The sequence below is a fragment of the Paracoccus contaminans genome, from assembly GCF_002105555.1.
In the GTDB taxonomy this organism is placed as follows: Bacteria; Pseudomonadota; Alphaproteobacteria; order Rhodobacterales; family Rhodobacteraceae; genus Paracoccus; species Paracoccus contaminans.
Map to the genome: position 1 here is coordinate 2820578 of NZ_CP020612.1, position 20456 is coordinate 2841033.

The window sequence follows — 20456 nt, forward strand, 5'->3', positions numbered from 1 at the left end:
GGCATGTTTGCAAGGCGCCAGGGCGCAGCGGCAGCCCGCCGGCCCGACAACGCGGCGGGGTGGCCCCACGCGCCCCTCACAGCGCCACCCAGCCCTTGACGAAGGCGCCCGGCTTGTCGCGCGTGTCCGCCAGCGCCTGGCCCAGATCATCAAGCGGGTACCGCCCGGTCAGCAGCGGCGTCAGGTCAAGCCGCCCCGAGGCGAGCGCATCCACCGCCGCCCGCAGCCCGGCCACGCGCACGCCCGCGTCGCGTTCATGCGCGCTGGCGATGTCGATGCCCTTCCAGTTCCACATCTGCATGTTCACCTGCCGCGGGCCGTCCTGGTGATAGCCGGCGATGACCAGGCGGCCGCCCTCGGCCACCAGCTCGCCGGCAAGGTCCAGCGGCCATTGCCTGCCGACACATTCGATGACGCGCTCGGCCATGCGGCCGCCGGTCAGGCGCTTCACGTCCTCGATGATGCGCCAGTGATCGTCCATCGGGATCGTCTCGGCAGCGCCCATGGCGCGGGCCAGCGCCAGTGTCTCGGCCCGGCGCGAGACGGCGATCACCCGCGCCCCGGCATCCGAGGCCAGCCGCGTTAGGATCGCGCCCAGAAAGCCGATGCCGACGATCACCACCGTCTGCCCCGAACGCAGATCGCTGCGGGCAAAGATGTTCATGGCGCAGGCGACCGGCTCGCCCGGAACGGGCCGGCCGTCCAGCGCGGCGGGAAGCGGGACGACCATCGCGGCCGGCGCCACGTCAAATTCGGCATAGCTGCGTTCCGTCAGCGCGGTCACGCGCTGGCCGACTGCCAACCCCTCGACCCCCTCGCCCAGGGCGGCGATCACGCCCCAGCCCTCATGCCCCATGCCGCCGGGCTGGCCCGGCCAGCTCGACCAGGGCTGACCCTCCCACGGCTCGACATTCGAGGCGCAGACGCCGCAGCCCTCAAGCCGGATCAGCACCTCGCCGGAGCCGGGCCGGGGCACCGGCACCATGGCGATGGAAAGGGCCTGCGGGCCGGTCAGCACAGCCGCGCGCATCATCTGCGAGGTCATGGATAATCCTGTGGAACTGGACCGCGCCGCCCTGTCTTGAGCAGGCAGCCGCGGGGGAGATTTCATGCAGAACGACAAGGTGCCGCCATCCGCCAAGGATATGAGCACCAGGCTGGCCGGCAACATCGCCCGCCTGGTCGAGCGCCGCCGCGAGGAGGCCCTGGACGCCCCGCTCGGCCTGCGCATCGCCGGCCATGTCACGGGCGCCGCCGGCTCGATGTGGTTCGTGCTGTTGCACGTCGTCGCCTATGGCGGGATGCTGCTGACGCTGACCGACCTGATCCGCACGCCTTTCGACTGGCAGGACGGGCTGGGGATCATCGGCTCGCTTGCCTCGATCGAGGCGATGTTCCTGGCGCTGTTCGTTTTGATGAACCAGCGGCTGGAGACGCGCAACGCCGACCGGCGCGCCGACCTGGACCTGCATATCGGCCTGCTGGCCGAGGACGAGCTGACGCAGCTGGCCGCCGTCATCCACCGCATCGCCGAAAAGCTGGACATTGCCGTTGACCGGCAGGAAGCGGCCGAGGTGGAAAAGACGGTCGATCCCGAAGAGGTTCTGGACGCGCTGGACGACATCGACGAGCGGCCCGAGGAACGCGCCGCCGATGCCCTGGGCGCCACTCGGGACGCAGGCGGGGATCATGCTAAGCCCGCGTTGCCGGCAATGAAGGCCTCGACCGCCTCATAGGCGGCATCGTCGTTCATCTGCCGCGGCGGATGCTTGCAGAAATAGGCCGCCGGCGCCTCGATCGGCCCTGCAAGGCCGCGATCGAGCGCGAGGCGCGCGCAGCGGATCATGTCAATGGCGACCCCGGCGCTGTTGGGGCTGTCCTCGACCGACAGGCGCAGTTCGAGATTCATCGGCACGCCGCCGAACAGCTCGCCCTCCATGCGGATGAAGGCGACCTTGTTGTCGTTCTGCCAAGCGACATAGTCGGACGGGCCGACATGGATCGTCTCGTCCGCCATGCGCGTCGCGGCCACCGCCTGCACCGCCTCGGTCTTGGAAATCTTTTTGCTTTCCAGCCGCTTGCGGTTTGACATGTTCAGAAAGTCGGTGTTGCCGCCGGTGTTCAGCTGATATGTGCGCAGCAAGGGCACGCCGCGGCGGGCGAACAGGTCGGTCAGCACGCGGTGGACGATCGTGGCGCCCATTTGCGCCTTGATGTCGTCGCCGATCACCGGCACCCCGGCGGCGCGGAAGCGTTCGGCCCAGGCAGGGTCCGAGCCGATGAAGACGGGGATGTTGTTGACGAAGGCGACCCCAGCCTCGAGCGCGCATTCGGCGTAGAATTCGGTCGCCTGCTGGCTGCCGACGGGCAGGTAGTTCATCAGCACCTGCGCGCCGCTGTCGCGCAGGGCGGCCACGACATCCGCGCGCGAGGGCTGGGGCGCATCGGCGGTCACGAAGGTGCGGGCCTCGGGATGGTCGGCCATGTGCTCGGCCACGCCGTCCAGCACCGCGCCCATGCGCACGGTGGCGCCCGTCGGCTCGACCGCCGGGGCAAAGACGGCGGTGCAGTTGGGCGCGGCAAAGATCGCGCTGGCCACGTCCTGCCCGACCTTGCGCCGGTCCACGTCCCAGGCGGCGACGATGCGGATGTCATCGACGCGATAGCCGCCCAGATCGGCATGCATCAGCCCCGCCGCATCGTCGTTGCGGCCGCGATAATAGGTCAGCCCCTGCACCAGCGAGCTGGCGCAGTTGCCCACCCCGACGATGGCCACGTTGATGGGCGAACGCTGGGTCATGATGCGGCCTTCAGAGGGTCGGAGAGGACGGATTGGACAGATCGGCCTGCGCGGGCGCGCCGGCGGCACTGGCGGCGCCATGCGGCGCGGCGGCGGATGCACCCACCTGCCCGGCTTCGGTCTGCGCGGCGTCTGCCATGCCGCTGCGCACGCCCCGCGGCGCTGCCGGGTCATAGGCGGCGGCGGGCGCGCGCTCGGCCGGGGTGGCGGGGGCATAGCGTTCGATCATCGCGGCGCAGAAATCGGCAAAGGCCTGCGGATCGTGCGGCGGGCTGGTGTGGTGCGCCCCGGGGCCGAGATGTTCGGGCGTGAAGCAGAAGGTGACGGTCGTGTCGAAATCCGCCAGCGCCTCCATCTGCCGGTCGAACCAGCCGATGGCATCGGGGCGGAAGCTGTCGGCCCAGGACAGGCCGGTTCGCAGGTGCCGCACCCCCAGCCGCTTCATCCAGGCGACGGCGTCGTCCAGACGCGGGTCGTGATAGTGGAACCACTGCATCAGCCCCATCTCCGCCGCATGGGGGGCATAGGCGTCAAGGCCCGGCTTGGGCGTGCCGTCGGCGCGGATCAGGCCCATGTAGAAATGGCGGTAATAGCTGCTGCCCTCGGCCTCGCGGTGGCGCGTCGTCGCGCCCCATTCCTGCGGCAGGTCGTAGAGCGAATACCAGAAGATGCGGGGCACGCGGCCGACCAGCAGCTCGGCCGTCTTCTGCACGCCGAAAACCTGCACCTCCTCGGCGCCGAAGCTGCCGACGCCGACCTCGGTCACCCAGACAGGCTTGTCGGTCACGGCCTCGATCTCGGCCACCTTGGCGGGCCATTCGTGGATCTGCCACAGGTTCCAGTCCAGCGGAAAGCCGTGCACCGCGACGACGTCCACATGATCCAGCGCGCCATGCCCCGCCATGCGCTGCACCCACAGCGGGTCGATCGGGGACATGCCGCCCAGAACGCGGGTGACGGCGGGGTTCACCTCGCGGATCGCCTGCCCCGCAAGGCTGACGCAGCGGCCGAACCGCGACCAGTCGGGGTCGAGCGCGGGGTCCCAGTGGGACTTGTTGTTCGGCTCGTTCCAGATCATCGCGGCTTCGATCATCGGGCGGCCTCCTCGGACCTGGCTGGATAGACCGCGGCGGGTCCGTATTGGGAAAAGGGCACCGGGGCGGTGCGGCACAGATAGACCTCGTCCGCCGGGCCGGCGAGGGTGGCAAAGCCGGCCGCGCGCAGCATCGCCTCGACCCCGGCGCGGTTCGGCACCCACCAGTTGGTCCAGTCATGCGACCACTTGCGCTCGATGAAGGCCATGCGCGGATAGTCGGGGGCCTGAAAATGCGCGTCCTCGGCGAAGTCGTAGTCCTCGGCGACCGGGGCGACCGTATCGGGGCCGCGCGTCAGCGTCTGGAACAACAGCATGTCCCCCGCGACATGCTCGCGGATCAGGTCCAGCGCCAGCAGCGGGTGGCGCAGGTGGTAAAGGACGCCCATGAAGATCACGAGGTCGAACCGTTCGCCCAGGGCGGCCACGTCATAGACGCCCAGCTGCCGGAACTCGACCCGCGTCGCGCCCAGCGTGCTGGCGGCAAAGCGGGCCTGTTCCAGATAGCGCGGATCGCTGTCGATCCCCAGCACGCGCGCTGCGCCCCGGCGCGCCATTTCAAAGCTGTAGAAGCCGGCGTTGCAGCCGATGTCGAGCACCGTCCGGCCGGTCAGGTCGGCGGGCAGCAGATGGGCGAAGCGGGCGAACTTGTCGGCAGGATAGTCGCCCAGGAAATGCCCCGGCGCGGTTTCGATACCGTCCAGATGCAGATTATGAAACCACGGCCCAAGCCGTTCGACAGTCTGTGCAATCCGGCAGTCGTTCATCTTCCGTTCCGTCAGGCGGTGCCGTTGACGGTTAAGACACGCGCGCCGCTTTGTCCAACCGAAAGCCAGCTGATCGAGCCGGGATCGACATCGAAGCGCAGCAGGTGATCGAGGCCGAGGCCCAGCACCTGCGCGACCACGCCGCGGATGATGTCGCAATGGCTGACCAGCAGCACCGGGCCGCCCCCGGCCGCAGCGCAGGATTCGACATGGCGCAGGGCGCGGGCCACCGCGGCGGCCATCGTCTCGCCGCCCGGCGTCGGCGCGCTGGCGCGCACGGCGTTCCAGCGGTCCCAGGCCGGATCTCCCGCCAGATCGGCAAAGGCCCGCCCCGACCACGCGCCGAAGTCGATCTCGTCCAGATCGGCCGCGACTGCGGGCGCGAGCCCCAGCCCCTGCCCCAGGATCCCCGCGGTCTGCCGGGTGCGCAGGCGCGGGCTGGTGTCGATGCGGACGATCCCACGAGGGGCAAGGCGCGCGGCCAGCGCCGCCGCCTCGGCCCGGCCGGCCTCGTTCAGCGCGATGTCGCTGCTGCGGCCGCTGAGAACGCGGCCCAGTTCGTCATGCGAGCCGTGGCGGACCAGCCCGATCAGCATGCCCGCCCCGCGCCCGAGCTAAGTAGAAGAAGAAGCTGGCATTCCGTGAACATAGATGCTTAACACCACGGCGATGCCATCGCATCAATCGAAACAAACGTTAACTCGGGGGCAACGTGGAAAAGGTTCTCATCACCGGCGGCGCAGGCTTCATCGGCCGCTTCGTCACCGACGAGCTTCTGGCCCGCGGCCATCAGGTGCGCGTGCTGGACGCGCTGATCCCGCAGGTCCATGGCGAGGGCGCGGGCCGCCCCGCGGCGCTTAATGCCGAGGCCGAATTCATCCAGGGCGACGTGCGCGACAAGGATGCCGTCGCGGCCGCGCTCAAGGGCGTGGACAGCGTCGTTCACCTCGCCGCCGAGGTCGGCGTCGGCCAGTCGATGTACGAGGTCGAGCGCTATACCTCGACGAATGATGTCGGCACCGCGGTGCTGTTCGAGAAGCTGATCGACAACCCGGTGCGCCGCGTCGTCACCGCCTCGTCCATGTCGATCTATGGCGAGGGGCTTTACAAGGACGCCGACGGCAATCTGGTGCAGGATGCCGAACGCGTGGGCATCCGCGACGGGCTGAAGAACTGGGAGCCGGTCGACGCGCAGGGCCGCCCGCTGGCGCCCGTGGCCACGCCCGAATGGAAGACGCCGAACCTCGCGTCCATCTATGCGCTGAACAAATACGTTCAGGAACGCACGACCCACATCATGGCCGCGCCCTACGGGATCGAGGGGGTGTGCCTGCGCCTGTTCAACGTCTATGGCCCAGGCCAGGCGCTGTCGAACCCCTATACCGGGGTGCTGGCGATCTTTGCCTCACGCTATCTGAACGGGCAGGCGCCGATGATCTTCGAGGATGGCGAGCAGCGGCGCGATTTCGTCCATGTCAGCGACGTGGCGCGCGCCTTTGCGGATTCGCTGTCCCTGCCCCAGGCGGCGGGCGGCACGTTCAACATCGGCTCGGGGCAGGACCGGTCGGTCACCGAGGTTGCGCAGGAACTGGGCCGGGCGATGGGCCGCAACGACCTTGATCCGCTGATCGTCGGCAAGGCGCGCATCGGCGACATCCGCCACTGCTTCTGCGACACCGCCCTGGCCGCGGACAAGCTGGGCTTCAAGGCGACGACCGATTTCCGCGAGGGGCTGGGCGAGCTGGCCGAATGGGTCGCCAGCCAGACCGCCGTGGACAACGTGGAAAAGATGCGGGCCGAGCTGGACAAGCGCGGGCTGGTCGCGTGACGGGGGCCGGTCGCACCGACCCGGCCGCCGATCCGCGCCCCGTGCTGGTCACGGGGGGCGCGGGTTTCATCGGATCGAACCTTGCCGACCGGCTGGCCGCGCAGGGGCACGATGTCATCGTCTATGATGCGATGGCCCGCGCGGGGGTGGAACGCAACCTCGCCTGGCTGCAGCAGAACCACGGCGCCCGGATCGCGCATCTGCGCGCCGATATCCGCGACGCGAACACGCTGGCCGAGGCCGCCGAGGCCGCCAAGGCCGTGTTCCACATGGCCGCGCAGGTCGCGGTGACGACCAGCCTTGTCGAGCCGGTCGAGGATCTGGGCATCAACCTGATCGGCACGGTCAACCTGCTCGAGGCGCTGCGGGCCAAGGGGGACGGCACGCCCCTGATCTTCGCCTCGACCAACAAGGTCTATGGCGATCTGGCCGATCTGGACTTTGCGCTCGACGGCAACGCCTATCGCCCGACAGATGCGGAAATCCGCGCGCATGGGATTTCCGAGGCGCGGCCGCTGGATTTCCACACGCCCTATGGCTGTTCCAAGGGCGCGGCCGATCAGTATGTGCTGGACTATGCGCGCAGCTATGGCGTGCCGACGGCGGTCATGCGCATGTCCTGCATCTATGGCCAGCGCCAGATGGGAACCGAGGATCAGGGCTGGGTTGCCCATTTCCTGATCCGCGCGCTCAAGGGCCAGCAGATCACGTTGTTCGGCGACGGCCATCAGGTACGCGACATCCTGGATGTCTCGAACGCCGTCGAGGCCTATCTGAACGCCTGGGCGCGCATCGACGAGGTTTCGGGCCGCGCCTTCAACCTGGGCGGGGGGCCGGCGAATGCGGTCAGCCTGCGCCAGCTGCTCGACCATATCGCCGCCATCATCGGCCGGCCGGTCGATGTCGCCTTCTCGGACTGGCGCGCGGGCGACCAGCGCTATTTCGTCGCCGATGCCCGCGCGGCCGAGGCGGCGCTGGCCCTCTCGCCCCGCGTCGGCTGGCAGGACGGGGTGTTGCGCCTGGCGCAATGGCTGGCGGGCGAGCATGGCGTCAACCTGCCGCTGGGCGAGCCGTCCCTGGCGCAGTCGGCGTGACGGCTGAACGCGCCCCCCTGCGGCTGCTGATGACCGCGGATGCGGTCGGCGGCGTGTGGCAATACGCGCTGGAGCTTGCCGCCGCGCTGGAGGCGCAGGTGACACTGGCGCTGCTCGGACCGGCGCCGGATGCCGGCCAACGGGCGGCGGCCGTCGCCGTTTCTGGCCTGCGGCTGGTGGAAACCGCCCTGCCGCTCGATTGGCTGGCCTCCGGCCCCGCCGAGGTGCTGGAGGCCGCTGCCGCCGTCGCCCGGCTCGCGGCAGAAATCGGCGCCGAGGTCGTCCATCTGAACGCGCCGGCGCTGGCCTTGGCCGATTACGGCGTGCCGCTTGTCGCGGTGAACCACGGCTGCCTGGGCACCTGGTGGGACGCCGCCGGCAAAGGCCCCGTCGATCCGGCGCTGGCCTGGCTGCCCGAGCTGATCGGGCAGGGGCTGGCCCGCGCGGACCGCGTGGTGACGCCGACCAGCGCCTATGCCGAGGCGGTCGCGCGGCGCTATGGCGTGCCCCTGCCCGCCGCCGTTCACAACGGCCGCACGCCGATGCCGCTGCCGGATGCAACGGGCTTTGATGGCGCGGTGACGGTCGGGCGGCTGTGGGACGAGGTCAAGGATACCGCGACGCTCGACGCCGCGGCGGCGCTGCTGGATGCGCCCTTCGTTGCCATCGGTGCGACCCGCGCGCCGCATGGCGCGGCGGTCGCGCCTGCGCATCTGCGACTGACCGGCGCACTGCCTGCGGCCGATTTGGCCGGCTGGCTGGCCCGCCGCCCCGTCTTCGTCAGCGCCGCACGGTTCGAGCCCTTCGGCCTTGCCGTGCTCGAGGCCGCGCAGGCCGGCTGCCCGCTGGTGCTGTCCGATATCCCGACCTTCCGCGAATTGTGGGACGGCGCCGCCACCTTCGTGGCGCCCGGCGATGCGCCGGGCCTTGCCGCCGCCATCGCCGCGCTGCTGGCTGATCCCGTCGCCCGCGCGGCGCATGGCCAGGCGGCGCAGGTCCGCGCCCGCCGCTACACCCCGCAGGCCACCGCCGCCGGGATGACCGCCATCTACCGCGACCTGGTCGCACGCAAGGCCGCCGCATGAAGATCGTCTATTTCACCCATTCGCTGCAATCCTGCTGGAACCACGGCAACGCCCATTTCCTGCGCGGTGTCCTGCGCGAGTTGCAGGCGGTGGGCCATCAGGTCCGCGCGTTGGAACCCCAGGGCGCGTGGAGCCTCGAGAACCTGCTGCGCGATCATGGGCAGGCGGGGCTGGCGGCGTTCCGCCAAAACTACCCCGAGTTGTCGGTGGAAACCTACGATCCCGCCGCCGACCCGGCGGCGCTGGCGGACGGCGCCGATCTGGTGATCGTCCACGAATGGAACGACCCCTCGCTTGCCGCGCGCCTCGGGGCGCTGCGCAAGGCGGGGGCGCACTGGCGGCTGCTGTTCCACGACACCCACCACCGCGCCGTCAGCGATCCGGATGCGATCCGGGCCTTTGACCTGTCGGGCTTTGACGGGGTGCTGGCCTTCGGCGAGACGCTGGCCGCCGTCTATCGCCGCTGGGGCTGGGGGGGGCGCGTCTGGGTCTGGCACGAGGCCGCCGACACCCGCCTGTTCCACCCCCCGGCCGAGCAGGGCCCGCGCGAGGGGCTGGTCTGGATCGGCAACTGGGGCGACGGCGAGCGCACAGAGGAGCTGGAGCGTTTCCTCTTCCGCCCCGCCCGCGATGCCGGCCTGCCGCTCGACATCTACGGGGTGCGCTATCCGGCCGAGGCGCTGGCGACGCTGGCGGCATACGGCGTGCGCTATCACGGCTGGGCGCCGAACGCGGCCGCGCCAGCCATCTTCGCCCGGCATCTCGCGACCGTTCATGTCCCCCGCCGCTTCTACACGACGCTGCTGCCCGGCATCCCGACGATTCGCGTGTTCGAGGCGCTGGCCTGCGGCATCCCGCTGCTGTCCGCGCCCTGGTCCGACAGCGAGGGGCTGTTCCGCCCCGGCACCGACTTCCTGTTTGCCGATACAGGCGAGGCGATGACCGCCCGCCTGCGCGATCTGGCCCACAACCCTGCCCTGCGCGAAAGCCTGATCCGCCACGGGCTGGAAACGATCCGCGCCCGCCATACCTGCGCCCACCGCGCGCAGGAGCTGATGTCCATCGCCGCAACGATCGGCCTTGATACCGGAGTCCCGGCATGAAGATCGCCTTCTACGGATCCAGCCTGCTGTCGTCCTACTGGAACGGCGCCGCCACCTATTACCGCGGCATCCTGGGCGAGCTGGCGCGCCATGGGCACGAGATCACCTTTTACGAACCCGACGCCTTCGACCGCCAGCAGCACCGCGACATCGACCCGCCGGACTGGTGCCGCTCGGTCGTCTATCCGGCGACCGAAGAGGCGATGCGCAGTGTTCTGGCCGAGGCGGGCGCGGCCGACATCGTCGTCAAGGCGAACGGCGTCGGCGTCTTCGACCGCGAGCTGCTGGAGGGGGTGATCGCCCAGGCCCGCCCCGGCGCGCTGAAGATCTTCTGGGACGTGGACGCGGCTGCGACGCTGGACGAGATGCGCGCCGACCCCGCGCATCCCGTGCGGGCCGCGCTGCCCGACCTGGACATGGTGCTGACCTATGGCGGCGGGCCGCCCGTGGTGGACGCCTACCGGGCCTTTGGCGCCAAGCTGTGCGAGCCGGTCTATAACGCGCTCGACCCGGCAACGCATCACCCGGTGGCCCCTGACGCGGCCTTCACCGCCGATCTGGCCTTTCTTGGCAACCGCCTGCCCGACCGCGAGGCGCGGGTCGAGGAGTTCTTCCTGCGTCCCGCCGCCAGCCTGCCCGAACGGCGCTTCCTGATCGGCGGCAATGGCTGGGACAGCAAGCCGATGCCCGGCAATGTCCGGCATCTGGGGCACGTCTATACGCACCAGCACAACGCCTTTAACTGCACGCCCCTTGCGGTGCTGAACGTCGCCCGCGACAGCATGGCCAATGTGGGCTTCTCGCCCGCCACGCGGGTGTTCGAGGCCGCCGGCGCGGCCGCCTGCCTGATCACCGACGCATGGGAAGGGATCGAACAGTTCCTGACCCCCGATACCGAGGTGCTGGTCGCCCGCGACGGGCAGGACGTGGCCGATCACCTCGCCGCCCTGACGCCCGAACGGGCGCGGGCGATCGGCCAGGCGGCCCTGGCCCGCGTGAAGGCGCAGCACACCTATGCCCTGCGCGGGGTGCAGGTGGATGCGCTGCTGCGCGCGCAGATGAAGGGGGCGAACGCGTGACGGGCTTCTTCTGCATGAAAATATCCCGGGGGAATCGCCCGCAGGGCGATGGGGGCAGCGCCCCCCTGCCGCTGCCCGCGGGGGGCCGCGCATGAAGCTCGTCGTCCTCGGCCTCTCGCTCTCCTCCTCCTGGGGGAACGGCCACGCCACCACCTTCCGCGCCCTGCTGAAAGCCTTTGCCCGGCGGGGGCACGAGGTGCTGTTTCTGGAACGCGACGTGCCCTGGTATGCCAGCCAGCGCGACCTGACCGACCCCGACTGGTGCCGGCTGGCCTTCTATGCGGACCTGCCCGGCCTTGATGCGTGGCGGGGCGAGATCGCGGGCGCGGATGCGGTGATCGTCGGCAGCTATGTCCCCGAAGGGGTCGAGGTTTCGCGCCGGGTGCAGTCCTGGGCGCAGGGCACGACCGCCTTTTACGACATTGACACGCCCGTGACGCTGGCCAAGCTGGCGCGGGGGGATTTCGAATATCTCTCGCCCGAGGTCATCCCCAGCTTCGACCTGTATCTGTCCTTCACCGGCGGGCCGACCCTGCGCCATATCGAGGCGGCCTATGGCAGCCCGATGGCGCGGCCGCTCTACTGCTCGGTCGATCTGGATCTTTACGGCCCGCGCGACGTGCCGCTGCGCTGGGATCTCAGCTATCTTGGCACCTACAGCGACGACCGCCAGCCGACGCTGGACAGGCTGTTGCTGGAACCGGCGCGGCGGCGGCCCGACCTGCGCTTTGTCGTCGCCGGGCCGCAATATCCGGCCGGCATCGACTGGCCGGCGAATGTCGAACGGATCGAGCATTGCCCGCCCGCCGATCACGCCGCCTTCTACTCGGCCAGCCGTTTCACGCTGAACGTGACGCGCGCCGACATGATCCGCGCCGGCTGGTCCCCCTCGGTCCGCCTGTTCGAGGCGGGGGCCTGCGCCACGCCCATCATATCCGACCGATGGGACGGCATCGAGACGTTGCTGCCGCCGGGCGAGGCGATCGTGCTGGCGGACGGGGCCGAGGACGTGCTGGCGGCGCTGGATCGCGACGCCGCCGCGATGGGCCGGGCCGCCCGCGCCCGCATCGAGGCGGCGCATTCCTCGGATCACCGGGCCGCCGAACTCGAGGCGCATCTGGCCGAGGCGGCGGCGCGCGGCAGCGCGGCGAGGCAGGAAAGGAAATGACCTCCATGCAGCAGCAAACCAATATCCGCACGCAGGACGAGGCCGCGGCGGCGCCGCGGCTGAACGTCGTGGCGGGCGGCGCGGGTTTCATCGGCTCGCATCTGTGCCGCGCGCTTCTCGACCGGGGCGAGGCGGTGCTGTGCCTTGACAACCTGCAGACCGCGCGCCCGTCGAACCTGCGCGCGCTCGAAGGGCGGGCGGGATTTCTTTTCGTGCAGCATGACATCAGCCAACCGCTGCCCGCCGCCGTCACCGGCGCCGCCGGGATCGCGCGGGTCTGGAATCTTGCCTGCGCGGCCTCGCCCCCCCTCTATCAGCGCGACCCCGAGCATACGATGCTGACCAATGTCGTCGGCACCAACCACCTGCTGCGCCTGGCCGAAGGCGCGGGCGCGCGGTTCCTGCTGACCTCGACCTCCGAGGTCTATGGCGACCCCGAGCATCACCCCCAGGCCGAGGACTATCGCGGCAATGTCAGCTGCACCGGCCCCCGCGCCTGCTATGACGAAGGCAAGCGCGCCGCCGAGGCGCTGACCTTCGACTATGCCCGCGCCGGGCGGGCCGAGGTGCGCGTTGCCCGCATCTTCAACACCTACGGCCCGAACATGGACCCTGCCGACGGGCGCGTGGTGTCGAACCTGATCTGCCAGGCCCTGCGCGGTGAGGCGCTGACGATCTATGGCGACGGCAGCCAGACGCGCAGCTTCTGTTTCGTCTCGGACATGGTCGCGGGGTTGATGGCCCTGATGGAGGCCGATTTCGACGGGATGGAGCCGGTGAACCTCGGCAACCCCGTCGAGATGACGGTGCGCGAGCTGCTGGGCCATGTGCAGGCGCTGACCGGCACCGGCGCGGCTGTCGAGCAGCGCCCGCTGCCCGTGGACGATCCGCGCCGCCGCCGCCCCGACATCACCCGTGCCGGCGCGCTGCTGGGCTGGGCGCCCCGCGTGCCGCTGGCCGAGGGGCTGGCCGCGACCTGCGCCTGGTTCGCCGATGAACTTGGCGCGCTTCCCCACAAGACCGGCACCATGAACCGCGACGGGATCGCCGGGCGGGGCACGCCCGCGGGCGCGGCGGCGCCTGCGGGCACCGAACCGCGCCGCCCCGGCCGCGCCAGCGCCGCGGCGGCACAATAGCGGGCGGCGATGCAGGGCGACATTGCGCCGCCCCCCGGCGGCCCGGACCCGTGGACGCAGGCCATGCGGCGCGGCGATTTCGCCGCCGCCTGGGATCTGGCGGCACGCATGCTGGCAGGCCGCGACCCGGCCACCCGGGACGATCCCGCGCTGCCCTATCATTTGCGCTGGGTCTGGGACGGCACGCCGGTGGACGGGCGCGCGGTGCTGGTGCGCTGCTATCACGGCTATGGCGACACGCTGATGTTTTCGCGCTATCTGCCGCTGCTGGCGCAGCGCGCGGCTTCGGTCACGGTCGAGATGCAGCCGCGGCTGCTGCCGCTGTTCGGCAGGCTGGAGGGCGTGCGGGCGGTGCCCTTTGACGTGGCGCGCCCGTTGAAGCCCATGGAATGCGATATCGAGATCATGGAGGTGCCGCTGGCCCTGCGGGCAGGGCCGCAGATCCCTGCCCTGCCGCTGGCCGTGGCGCCCGCCCCCCTGCCGCCCGGCGCCGTGGCGCTGTGCTGGGGCGCGGGGGATTGGGATGCGGGCCGCTCGGTCCCCGAGGCGGGCTTTGCGCCGCTGTGCCGCGGCCCCGCGCTGTCGCTGATGCCGGGGCGGACCGACCTGCCCGTCCTCAATCCCGAGGGCTGCCCGATGGACATGGCGGCAACGGCCGCGCTGGTCGCGGGGGCATCGCTGGTCATCACGGTCGACACGATGATCGCCCATCTGGCCGGCACGCTGGGCCGGCCGGTGTGGCTGCTGCTCAAGCACGAGCCCGACTGGCGCTGGCCTGTGCGCGGAACGCAGACCCCGTGGTACCCGTCGATGCGCCTGTGGCACCAGCACGCGCCCGGCGACTGGTCTGGGGTGCTGGCCGATGTCGCCGCAGCCCTTGCCGAAAGGACGGATCCATGACGCCCACCCTGCCCGCCCCGCTTGCCCCTGTGTCCTGGGGCGAGCTGCTGGACAAGATCACCATCCTGGAAATCAAGGCCGCCCGTATTCCCGCCCCGGCCGCCCGCGCCAATGTGGCGCAGGAATTGGCGCTGCTGAACGAGATCGCGGCCCCGGTCATGCCGCAGCCGGGCCTTGCCCCGCTGATCGAGGATCTGCGCCGCGTCAACCAGGCCCTGTGGACGATCGAGGACGACATCCGCGCCTGCGAGGCCGCAGGCGATTTCGGGGCCGGCTTCGTCGCGCTGGCCCGCGCGGTCTATCGCACCAACGACCAGCGCGCCGCGATCAAGCGGCAGGTCAACGCGCTGCTCGGCTCGGCCCTGGTCGAGGAAAAGTTCCACGCTCCCTCAGCACCCGGCAAGGGCGCGGCTGGCGGGCGCTAGAACGCCACAGGCGGAAATCATCCCGACGCTGCGCCGGGCGGTGAGAAGGCCCGTCTCGATCCCGGCGGCGAGGGGGATCACGCCGCAGCCTCGCGGCCAGCCGGCGCATCCCTGTCGGGCCGCAGCCTTGCCCTGCCATCGTCGGATCGTCCCCAGGCCAGCACCAGCCCCCTGATCGCACCGCAACAAAGCCGCAGGGGGCGAGCACCAAGCACATAGAGCGAGGCTGGAACACGCAGGCCGGCAACGCCGCCATGATGATTGCCAGCGCGGTCATCACCGCGGCCGCCCCCGGCGCGGCGATGCCGGCAGCAGCCCTGCCCGGCCAAGGGTCACGCCGGCAAGACGCGCCGGGCCGAGCTAAATCACCCGCGATAATCGGCCGCCTTGGCCCTGCGAAAAGCCCTTCCGTCAGCCGGTTCAGGCCGTGCTTGCCTCGGACAGGCCGAGTTCCTCCATCATGGCTTTGCGCATGATGAACTTCTGCGCCTTGCCGGTCACGGTCGTGGGCAGCTCGTCCTTGATGCGGACATAGCGGGGCACCTTGAAATGGGCCATGCGGGCGGCAGCGAATTCGCGCAGCTCGTCCGCGCAGAGCGAGGCGCCGGGCTTGGGGACGACCCAGGCGCAGACCTCCTCGCCATAACGCTCGTCAGGAACGCCGAACACCTGCACCAGCTGAACGGCGGGATGCTGGAACAGATATTCCTCGACCTCGCGCGGATAGATGTTCTCGCCGCCGCGGATCAGCATGTCCTTGACCCGGCCGACGATGTTGCAATAGCCCTCGGCATCCAGCGTGGCCAGATCGCCCGTATGCATCCAGCCATCGGCGTCGATCGCCTCGGCGGTGCGGGCGGGCTCGCCCCAGTAACCCTTCATCACCGAATAGCCGCGCGTCAGCAGCTCGCCCGGCATGCCCACCGGCACGGTATGGCCCTCGCCATCCACCAGCCTGACCTCGACATGCGGATGGATGCGGCCAACGGTCGTCACCCGCTTGTCCAGCGGATCGTCGATATGGGACTGGAACGAGACGGGCGCGGTCTCGGTCATGCCATAGGCGATCGTCACCTCGCGCATGTTCATGTCGCGCTGGACGCGCTTCATCACCTCGATCGGACAGGGCGATCCGGCCATGATCCCGGTGCGCAGGCTGGACAGATCGTGATGGGCAAAGCCCGCCGAATCGAGCATTGCCGAAAACATCGTCGGCACGCCGTAAAGCGCGGTGCAGCGTTCGTCCGCAACGGCGTTCAGCGTCACGTCCGGGTCAAACCCCTCGCCCGGAAAGACCATCGTCGCGCCCTTGCTGACGCAGCCCAGAACGCCCATCCCCATTCCGAAGCAGTGATACAGCGGCACCGGGATGCACAGGCGGTCCTCAGGCCCCAGCGCGATGGTCGCGGTGACGAAATGCCCGTTGTTGACCAGATTCATGTGGCTGAGCGTCGCGCCCTTGGGCAGGCCTGTCGTGCCCGAGGTGAACTGGATGTTGATCGCGTCATCGCGGTGCAGCGTGCGGGTGATCGCATCCAGCCGGGCGGGGTCGGCCGGGGTGTCGGCGATTTCTGCAAAGTTCAGGATGCCGGGGGTCGAGCGGCTGTCGCCCATCCGCACAACGATGCGCAGATCGGGCAGGTTCGCCGCCATCAGCGCGCCGGGGGCCGAAAACATCAGCTCGGGCGCGACATGCTGGATCATGCTGACATAGTTCGACTTCTTGAAGCTTTCCGCCAGGATCAGGCAGCGCACCCCGACATGGCGCAGGGCATATTCCAGCTCTCCGACCCGATAGGCGGGGTTGACGTTGACGAGGATCGCCCCGATCCGCACGGTGGCGAACTGCGTCAGCACCCATTCGGGCCGGTTCGGTGACCAGATGCCCACCCTGTCCCCGCGCGAGATGCCAAGGTTCAGCAGCCCCGTCGCCAGCCTGTCCACCGCGGCTCCGAACTCCGCATAGGTCAGGCGAACCCCGTGTTCGACAAAGACCAGCGCCTCCCGCTCGCCATGATCGGCCACCGCCGCAGCCAGCAGGCCGGCAATGGTTTCCTGGCGCAGCGGCCTGTCGGCCGGTCCCTGAACGCGGCTTTCGGCGGCGTTGCGCGGCGCAAGGCCATAGATGCTCATCCCGTTCCCCCCGTGTCGTGACGGCCCGGCCAGCGGGCCCCTCCCGCGGGCAAGGATGAAAGAGCGGGGCCGCGCAGGCAAGCGGCTTGTCGTCGCCCGCCGAGGGGCGGGCGGGCTGCCGGCGGCGGCGAAGGTCAGTCCAGCGCCGCCAGAACCTTGTCCAGCGTCATCGGCAGGTCGCGGAACCGCTTGCCGGTCGCGTTGGCCACCGCATTGGCGATTGCCCCGGCGGTGCCGCAACAGGCCAGTTCGCCGATGCCCTTGGCCTGCATCGGGTTGGCATAGGGGTCGCGGTCGTCGAGGAACTCGATGTCGATATGGGGCACGTCGAGGTTCACGGGGATGTGGTATTCGGCAAGGTCGCGGTTGACGAAATGCCCGTCGCGCGGATCATGGGCGACCTCTTCGGTCAGGGCCGAGCCGATGCCGAAGATCATCCCGCCGATGCATTGCGACCGGGCGGTCTTTTCGTTCAGGATGCGGCCCGCGGCGAACACCGCCGAAAGGCGGCGCAGGCGGATCTCGCCCGTGACGGTGCTGACGGCGACCTCGGCGAACTGGGCGCCCCAGCTGGCCTGCCGGGTCGTCGTTTCGTTCAGGCCGCGGTCGATCTCGCCCTCGGCGCGCAGGCTGTCGCCGGCCAGCACGTCCGACAGCGGACGGGCGCGGTTGGCGGCGATGGCGTGCCCGTCCTTCAGCGTCAGGTCTTCGGGCGCGCAGTCCATGCGCCGCGCCAGTTCCCTGCGCAGCGCCTGCGCCGCCAGCAGCACCGAACTGCCCGAGGACGCCGCCCCGAAGGACCCGCCCGAACCCGAGGACGGCGGCAGGTCGCTGTCGCCCAGCACCGTGGTCACGCGCTCCATCGGCAGGCCCAGCGCCTCGGCGGCGATCTGGGTCAGGATGGCATAGCTGCCCGTGCCGATGTCGGTCATGTCGGTTTCGACCCGCGCCGTGCCGTCGGCCAGCAGGATCACCGCCGCCTTGGAATTCTGCAGCATGTTGACCCGCACCGCCGATGCCATGCCCATGCCGATCAGCCATTCGCCCTCGCGCCGGGTGCCGGGCTGGGGGCGGTCGGCCCAGCCGAAGCGTTCGGCGCCGCGCCGCAGGCAATCCTCAAGCCGGTTGGAGCTGAAGGGCTTGCCGCTGGTGGGATCCTTGTCGGGGATGTTGCGGATGCGGAACGCGACCGGATCAAGGCCGGACCGCTCGGCCAGCTCGTCCATCGCCATCTCGATCACCGGCACACCGATCGCCTCGCCGGGCGCGCGCATCGATCCGGGGGCGGTCAGGTTCAGCCGCGCGACGTGGTGGCCGATGACGCGGTTCTCGCCCGCATAGGTAAAGGGGGTGGCCTGCGTGACCGGCTCGGAAAAATCGTCGCCGAACATCGAGGAAACCCATGCCTCGTGCCCCAGACCGGTCAGGCGCCCCTCGGCATCCGCGGCAAGGCGCACGCGCTGGCGGCTTTCGGACCGGCGATGCGTCGCCTCATGGACATTGCGGCGGTGCAGCGCGATGGCCACCGGCCGGCCCAGCCGCTGCGCGGCGATGGCCGCGCCCACGCCTTCGTGGCCGATGCCCAGCTTGCCGCCGAAGCCGCCCCCCACATAGGGCGACAGGATGCGCACCTTTTTCGGGCTGACCCCCACGGCATCGGCAAGCTCGGCCACATTGGTCTTGAGCATCTGGTAGCTGCCGCGCAGCGTCAGCTTTCCATCCTCCCACCAGGCCACGGCGGCATGCGGCTCCATCGCCGAATGGCTCATCGAGGGGGTGGAATATTGCTCATCCAGCGTAAAGGCGGCTTCCGCCATCGCCTTGTCCAGATCGCCGGTCGCGGCCTGCTTGCCCTTGGGCGTCTCGTAGTCTGACGGGTCCGCCGCCAGCACGGCCCGGTCGGACTGGTCGATCAGCTGCAAACGGGCGGCCAGGGCGGCATTGCGGGCCTGCTCGAACGTCTCGGCGATCACCAGGGCGACGGGCTGGCCCGCATATGTGACCTCGGACGGGCCCTGGGGCGGGGCCGAACCCTGCTGGCCCTGGGCGGGATGGTGGATCAGCCGATCATCACGCATCACGGCCAGCACGCCGGGCATGGCGCGCAGTTCTGCCGTGTTCAATCCCGTGACCCAGCCCTTGGCGATGGGCGCGCGGACGAACCAGCCATGAACGGTGCCGGGCGGATGATCCTCGTCGGCATAGGTCGCGGTGCCGCTGACCTTCAGCGGGCCCTCAGGCCGGTCGAGGGGCCGGGTGATGACGCCCTGAACCGTGCGGTCGAGCAGGTTCTCCTCGTCCTTGCCGTTCATCCGCAGATGCTGGCTCAGCTCGATCATGTCGCTCATGTCCGGTCCCCTGCGCTGACAGCCTGCCTGAGGACGGCAATGACCGTCCGCCGCGCCAGCGGAATCTTGAAATCGTTGTCGCCATGCCCCTGCGCCCCTTGCAGCAGCCGGTCGGCAAAGCGTCCCATCAGATCGTCCGAAGGTGCCTGCCCTGCCAGCATCGCCTCGGCCTCGGGCACGCGCCATGGCCTTGCCGCCACCCCGCCCAGCGCCAGCGCGGCGCGCCCGATCCGGGGGCCGTCCATCACCACATCGGCTGCGACCGAGACAAGCGCGAAGGCATAAGAGCGCCGGTCACGCACCTTGCGGTAGATCTGCCGCCCAGCCGTGGGCGCAGGCAGGGTGACGGCGGTGATCAACTCGCCGTCCTCAAGATTGGTGTCGCGTTCCGGACTGTCGCCCGGCAGGCGGTGAAAGCCGCTCGCCGGCAGGCTGCGCTTGCCCGCGGGCCCTTCGACATGCACCTCCGCATCCAGCGCCGCCAGCGCCACGGCCATGTCGCCGGGATAGGTCGCGATGCAGGCATCCGACCAGCCCAGGATCGCAAGGTTGCGGTTGAACCCGCCCTTGGCCGAACAGCCGCTGCCCGGCGCACGCTTGTTGCAGGGCGTATCAAGGTCATAGAAATAGGGGCAGCGGGTGCGCTGCATCAGGTTGCCGCCCGTGGTGGCACGGTTGCGCAACTGCCCGCTGGCCCCGGCCAGCAGCGCCCGCGACAACAGCGGCCAGTCCCTGCGCACGCGCGGATCGGCGGCAAGGTCGGCATTGCGCACCAGCGCGCCGATGCGCAGGCCCTCGCCCTCGGGCTCGATCCGGTCGAGGCCGATATGGTTGATGTCGATCAGCGCATCGGGCGTTTCCACCTGCAGCTTCATCAGGTCCAGCAGATTGGTGCCCCCGGCGATGAAGCGCCCGGCGCTGGCAAGGGCCGCGGCCGGGTCGGCGGCCCGGCTGTAGGTAAAGGGCCTCATGCCGCAGCCTCCGCCGTGTCGCGAATGGCGTCCACGATATTGGGATAGCATGAGCAGCGGCACAGATTGCCCGACATGCGCTCGCGGATTTCCTCGTCCGACAGATCGCCGCCCCGTTCCAGATCGTCGCTAACATAGCTGGGCCAGCCCTGCCGCGCCTCCTCCAGCATGGCGGTGGCCGAGACGATCTGGCCGGGGGTGCAATAGCCGCATTGAAAGCCGTCATGGCGGACAAAGGCATCCTGCATCGGCGACAGGCCGCCCGGCCGGCCGATCCCCTCGATCGTGGTGATCTCGTCGCCCTCGTGCATGACGGCCAAGGTCAGGCAGCTGTTGATGCGCCGGCCGTTCAGCATCACCGTGCAGGCGCCGCACTGCCCGTGGTCACAGCCCTTCTTGGTCCCGGTCAGGTCGAGATGCTGGCGCAGGGCATCCAGCAGCGTCACGCGCGGGTCATCCACCGTCAGGCTGCGGCGTTCGCCATTGATGGTCAGTGTCAGGTCCATGGACTGGCTCTTTCGGCTGG

Annotated in this window: 19 protein-coding genes; 10 read left to right on the forward strand and 9 right to left on the reverse strand. The window is 69.9% G+C overall.

The window, feature by feature from the left end; genetic code table 11:
• Positions 1 to 76: 76 nt before the first annotated feature.
• Positions 77 to 1045 carry an MDR/zinc-dependent alcohol dehydrogenase-like family protein gene (locus B0A89_RS13490; protein WP_240558561.1) on the reverse strand — a complete coding sequence of 323 codons (969 nt, stop codon included), beginning with the start codon at positions 1043 to 1045 and terminating at the stop codon, positions 77 to 79.
• A 64-nt stretch (positions 1046 to 1109) separates the two neighbouring features.
• Between B0A89_RS13490 and B0A89_RS13495 the strand changes: the two genes are divergently transcribed.
• Positions 1110 to 1736: a DUF1003 domain-containing protein gene (locus B0A89_RS13495; RefSeq protein ID WP_085378553.1), complete on the forward strand. Its 627-nt coding sequence runs from the start codon at positions 1110 to 1112 to the stop codon at positions 1734 to 1736.
• Here B0A89_RS13495 and B0A89_RS13500 read toward each other — a convergent pair.
• Genes B0A89_RS13500 through B0A89_RS13515 form a run of 4 tightly spaced genes read right to left on the reverse strand, consistent with a single transcriptional unit; the run spans position 1688 to position 5256 of the window.
• Entirely contained in the window at positions 1688 to 2800 is a 1113-nt protein-coding gene (locus B0A89_RS13500; RefSeq protein ID WP_085378554.1) for an inositol-3-phosphate synthase, read from the reverse strand. The two genes, B0A89_RS13495 and B0A89_RS13500, sit on opposite strands and share 49 nt — an antisense overlap.
• 10 nt (positions 2801 to 2810) lie before the next feature.
• The gene (locus B0A89_RS13505; protein ID WP_205949755.1) at positions 2811 to 3893 is read right to left on the reverse strand and encodes a glycosyl hydrolase; all 1083 of its coding nucleotides are present in this window, start codon (positions 3891 to 3893) and stop codon (positions 2811 to 2813) included.
• On the reverse strand, positions 3890 to 4660 hold the full coding sequence (locus B0A89_RS13510) for a TIGR04290 family methyltransferase (RefSeq protein ID WP_085378555.1): 771 nt from the start codon (positions 4658 to 4660) through the stop codon (positions 3890 to 3892). Before B0A89_RS13510 ends, B0A89_RS13505 begins: the two co-directional genes overlap by 4 nt.
• 11 nt (positions 4661 to 4671) lie before the next feature.
• Positions 4672 to 5256, reverse strand: a complete 585-nt coding sequence (locus B0A89_RS13515) for a histidine phosphatase family protein (protein WP_085378556.1) — start codon at positions 5254 to 5256, stop codon at positions 4672 to 4674.
• Positions 5257 to 5372: 116 nt separating this feature from the next.
• Here B0A89_RS13515 and B0A89_RS13520 point away from each other — a divergent pair, with 116 nt between their 5' ends.
• From B0A89_RS13520 to B0A89_RS13560, 9 genes are all read left to right on the forward strand, one after another.
• On the forward strand, positions 5373 to 6488 hold the full coding sequence (locus B0A89_RS13520) for an NAD-dependent epimerase/dehydratase family protein (protein WP_085378557.1): 1116 nt from the start codon (positions 5373 to 5375) through the stop codon (positions 6486 to 6488).
• Positions 6485 to 7582 carry an SDR family NAD(P)-dependent oxidoreductase gene (locus B0A89_RS13525; RefSeq protein WP_240558562.1) on the forward strand — a complete coding sequence of 366 codons (1098 nt, stop codon included), beginning with the start codon at positions 6485 to 6487 and terminating at the stop codon, positions 7580 to 7582. The genes B0A89_RS13520 and B0A89_RS13525 overlap by 4 nt, the downstream gene beginning before the upstream one ends.
• On the forward strand, positions 7579 to 8667 hold the full coding sequence (locus tag B0A89_RS13530; protein WP_205949756.1) for a glycosyltransferase family 4 protein: 1089 nt from the start codon (positions 7579 to 7581) through the stop codon (positions 8665 to 8667). Before B0A89_RS13525 ends, B0A89_RS13530 begins: the two co-directional genes overlap by 4 nt.
• Positions 8664 to 9770, forward strand: a complete 1107-nt coding sequence (locus B0A89_RS13535) for a CgeB family protein (RefSeq protein ID WP_085378559.1) — start codon at positions 8664 to 8666, stop codon at positions 9768 to 9770. Before B0A89_RS13530 ends, B0A89_RS13535 begins: the two co-directional genes overlap by 4 nt.
• The gene (locus B0A89_RS13540) at positions 9767 to 10849 is read left to right on the forward strand and encodes a CgeB family protein (protein WP_085378560.1); all 1083 of its coding nucleotides are present in this window, start codon (positions 9767 to 9769) and stop codon (positions 10847 to 10849) included. The genes B0A89_RS13535 and B0A89_RS13540 overlap by 4 nt, the downstream gene beginning before the upstream one ends.
• A 91-nt stretch (positions 10850 to 10940) precedes the next feature.
• Complete coding sequence (locus tag B0A89_RS13545) at positions 10941 to 12017, forward strand: CgeB family protein (protein ID WP_085378561.1); 1077 nt, start codon at positions 10941 to 10943, stop codon at positions 12015 to 12017.
• 5 nt (positions 12018 to 12022) lie between these two features.
• Positions 12023 to 13153 (forward strand): NAD-dependent epimerase/dehydratase family protein, encoded by a 1131-nt coding sequence (locus B0A89_RS13550; RefSeq protein WP_085378946.1) that lies wholly within the window; start codon positions 12023 to 12025, stop codon positions 13151 to 13153.
• Between the two features lie 9 nt (positions 13154 to 13162).
• Positions 13163 to 14053 (forward strand): glycosyltransferase family 9 protein, encoded by an 891-nt coding sequence (locus B0A89_RS13555; protein ID WP_205949757.1) that lies wholly within the window; start codon positions 13163 to 13165, stop codon positions 14051 to 14053.
• Positions 14050 to 14478, forward strand: coding sequence for a DUF6165 family protein (locus B0A89_RS13560; protein ID WP_085378562.1), 429 nt, complete (start codon positions 14050 to 14052; stop codon positions 14476 to 14478). The genes B0A89_RS13555 and B0A89_RS13560 overlap by 4 nt, the downstream gene beginning before the upstream one ends.
• Positions 14479 to 14898: 420 nt before the next feature.
• On the opposite strand, the gene B0A89_RS13565 is transcribed toward B0A89_RS13560, so the two are convergent.
• From B0A89_RS13565 to B0A89_RS13580, 4 genes are all read right to left on the reverse strand, one after another.
• Entirely contained in the window at positions 14899 to 16611 is a 1713-nt protein-coding gene (locus B0A89_RS13565; protein WP_085378563.1) for an AMP-binding protein, read from the reverse strand.
• Positions 16612 to 16745: 134 nt separating this feature from the next.
• The gene (locus B0A89_RS13570; protein ID WP_085378564.1) at positions 16746 to 18959 is read right to left on the reverse strand and encodes a xanthine dehydrogenase family protein molybdopterin-binding subunit; all 2214 of its coding nucleotides are present in this window, start codon (positions 18957 to 18959) and stop codon (positions 16746 to 16748) included.
• Positions 18956 to 19930 (reverse strand): FAD binding domain-containing protein, encoded by a 975-nt coding sequence (locus tag B0A89_RS13575; RefSeq protein ID WP_085378565.1) that lies wholly within the window; start codon positions 19928 to 19930, stop codon positions 18956 to 18958. The genes B0A89_RS13570 and B0A89_RS13575 overlap by 4 nt, the downstream gene beginning before the upstream one ends.
• On the reverse strand, positions 19927 to 20436 hold the full coding sequence (locus B0A89_RS13580) for a 2Fe-2S iron-sulfur cluster-binding protein (protein WP_085378566.1): 510 nt from the start codon (positions 20434 to 20436) through the stop codon (positions 19927 to 19929). Before B0A89_RS13580 ends, B0A89_RS13575 begins: the two co-directional genes overlap by 4 nt.
• Positions 20437 to 20456 lie beyond the last annotated feature (20 nt).

What these genes read in the sequence shown, in the direction of transcription:
- B0A89_RS13490 (WP_240558561.1), bottom strand. Translation starts at nt 1,045, where the DNA reads ATGACCTCGCAGATGATGCGCGCGGCTGTGCTGACCGGCCCGCAGGCC.
- B0A89_RS13495 (WP_085378553.1), top strand. Translation starts at nt 1,110, where the DNA reads ATGCAGAACGACAAGGTGCCGCCATCCGCCAAGGATATGAGCACCAGG.
- B0A89_RS13500 (WP_085378554.1), bottom strand. Translation starts at nt 2,800, where the DNA reads ATGACCCAGCGTTCGCCCATCAACGTGGCCATCGTCGGGGTGGGCAAC.
- B0A89_RS13505 (WP_205949755.1), bottom strand. Translation starts at nt 3,893, where the DNA reads ATGATCGAAGCCGCGATGATCTGGAACGAGCCGAACAACAAGTCCCAC.
- B0A89_RS13510 (WP_085378555.1), bottom strand. Translation starts at nt 4,660, where the DNA reads ATGAACGACTGCCGGATTGCACAGACTGTCGAACGGCTTGGGCCGTGG.
- B0A89_RS13515 (WP_085378556.1), bottom strand. Translation starts at nt 5,256, where the DNA reads ATGCTGATCGGGCTGGTCCGCCACGGCTCGCATGACGAACTGGGCCGC.
- B0A89_RS13535 (WP_085378559.1), top strand. Translation starts at nt 8,664, where the DNA reads ATGAAGATCGTCTATTTCACCCATTCGCTGCAATCCTGCTGGAACCAC.
- B0A89_RS13540 (WP_085378560.1), top strand. Translation starts at nt 9,767, where the DNA reads ATGAAGATCGCCTTCTACGGATCCAGCCTGCTGTCGTCCTACTGGAAC.
- B0A89_RS13545 (WP_085378561.1), top strand. Translation starts at nt 10,941, where the DNA reads ATGAAGCTCGTCGTCCTCGGCCTCTCGCTCTCCTCCTCCTGGGGGAAC.
- B0A89_RS13550 (WP_085378946.1), top strand. Translation starts at nt 12,023, where the DNA reads ATGCAGCAGCAAACCAATATCCGCACGCAGGACGAGGCCGCGGCGGCG.
- B0A89_RS13555 (WP_205949757.1), top strand. Translation starts at nt 13,163, where the DNA reads ATGCAGGGCGACATTGCGCCGCCCCCCGGCGGCCCGGACCCGTGGACG.
- B0A89_RS13560 (WP_085378562.1), top strand. Translation starts at nt 14,050, where the DNA reads ATGACGCCCACCCTGCCCGCCCCGCTTGCCCCTGTGTCCTGGGGCGAG.
- B0A89_RS13565 (WP_085378563.1), bottom strand. Translation starts at nt 16,611, where the DNA reads ATGAGCATCTATGGCCTTGCGCCGCGCAACGCCGCCGAAAGCCGCGTT.
- B0A89_RS13570 (WP_085378564.1), bottom strand. Translation starts at nt 18,959, where the DNA reads ATGAGCGACATGATCGAGCTGAGCCAGCATCTGCGGATGAACGGCAAG.
- B0A89_RS13575 (WP_085378565.1), bottom strand. Translation starts at nt 19,930, where the DNA reads ATGAGGCCCTTTACCTACAGCCGGGCCGCCGACCCGGCCGCGGCCCTT.
- B0A89_RS13580 (WP_085378566.1), bottom strand. Translation starts at nt 20,436, where the DNA reads ATGGACCTGACACTGACCATCAATGGCGAACGCCGCAGCCTGACGGTG.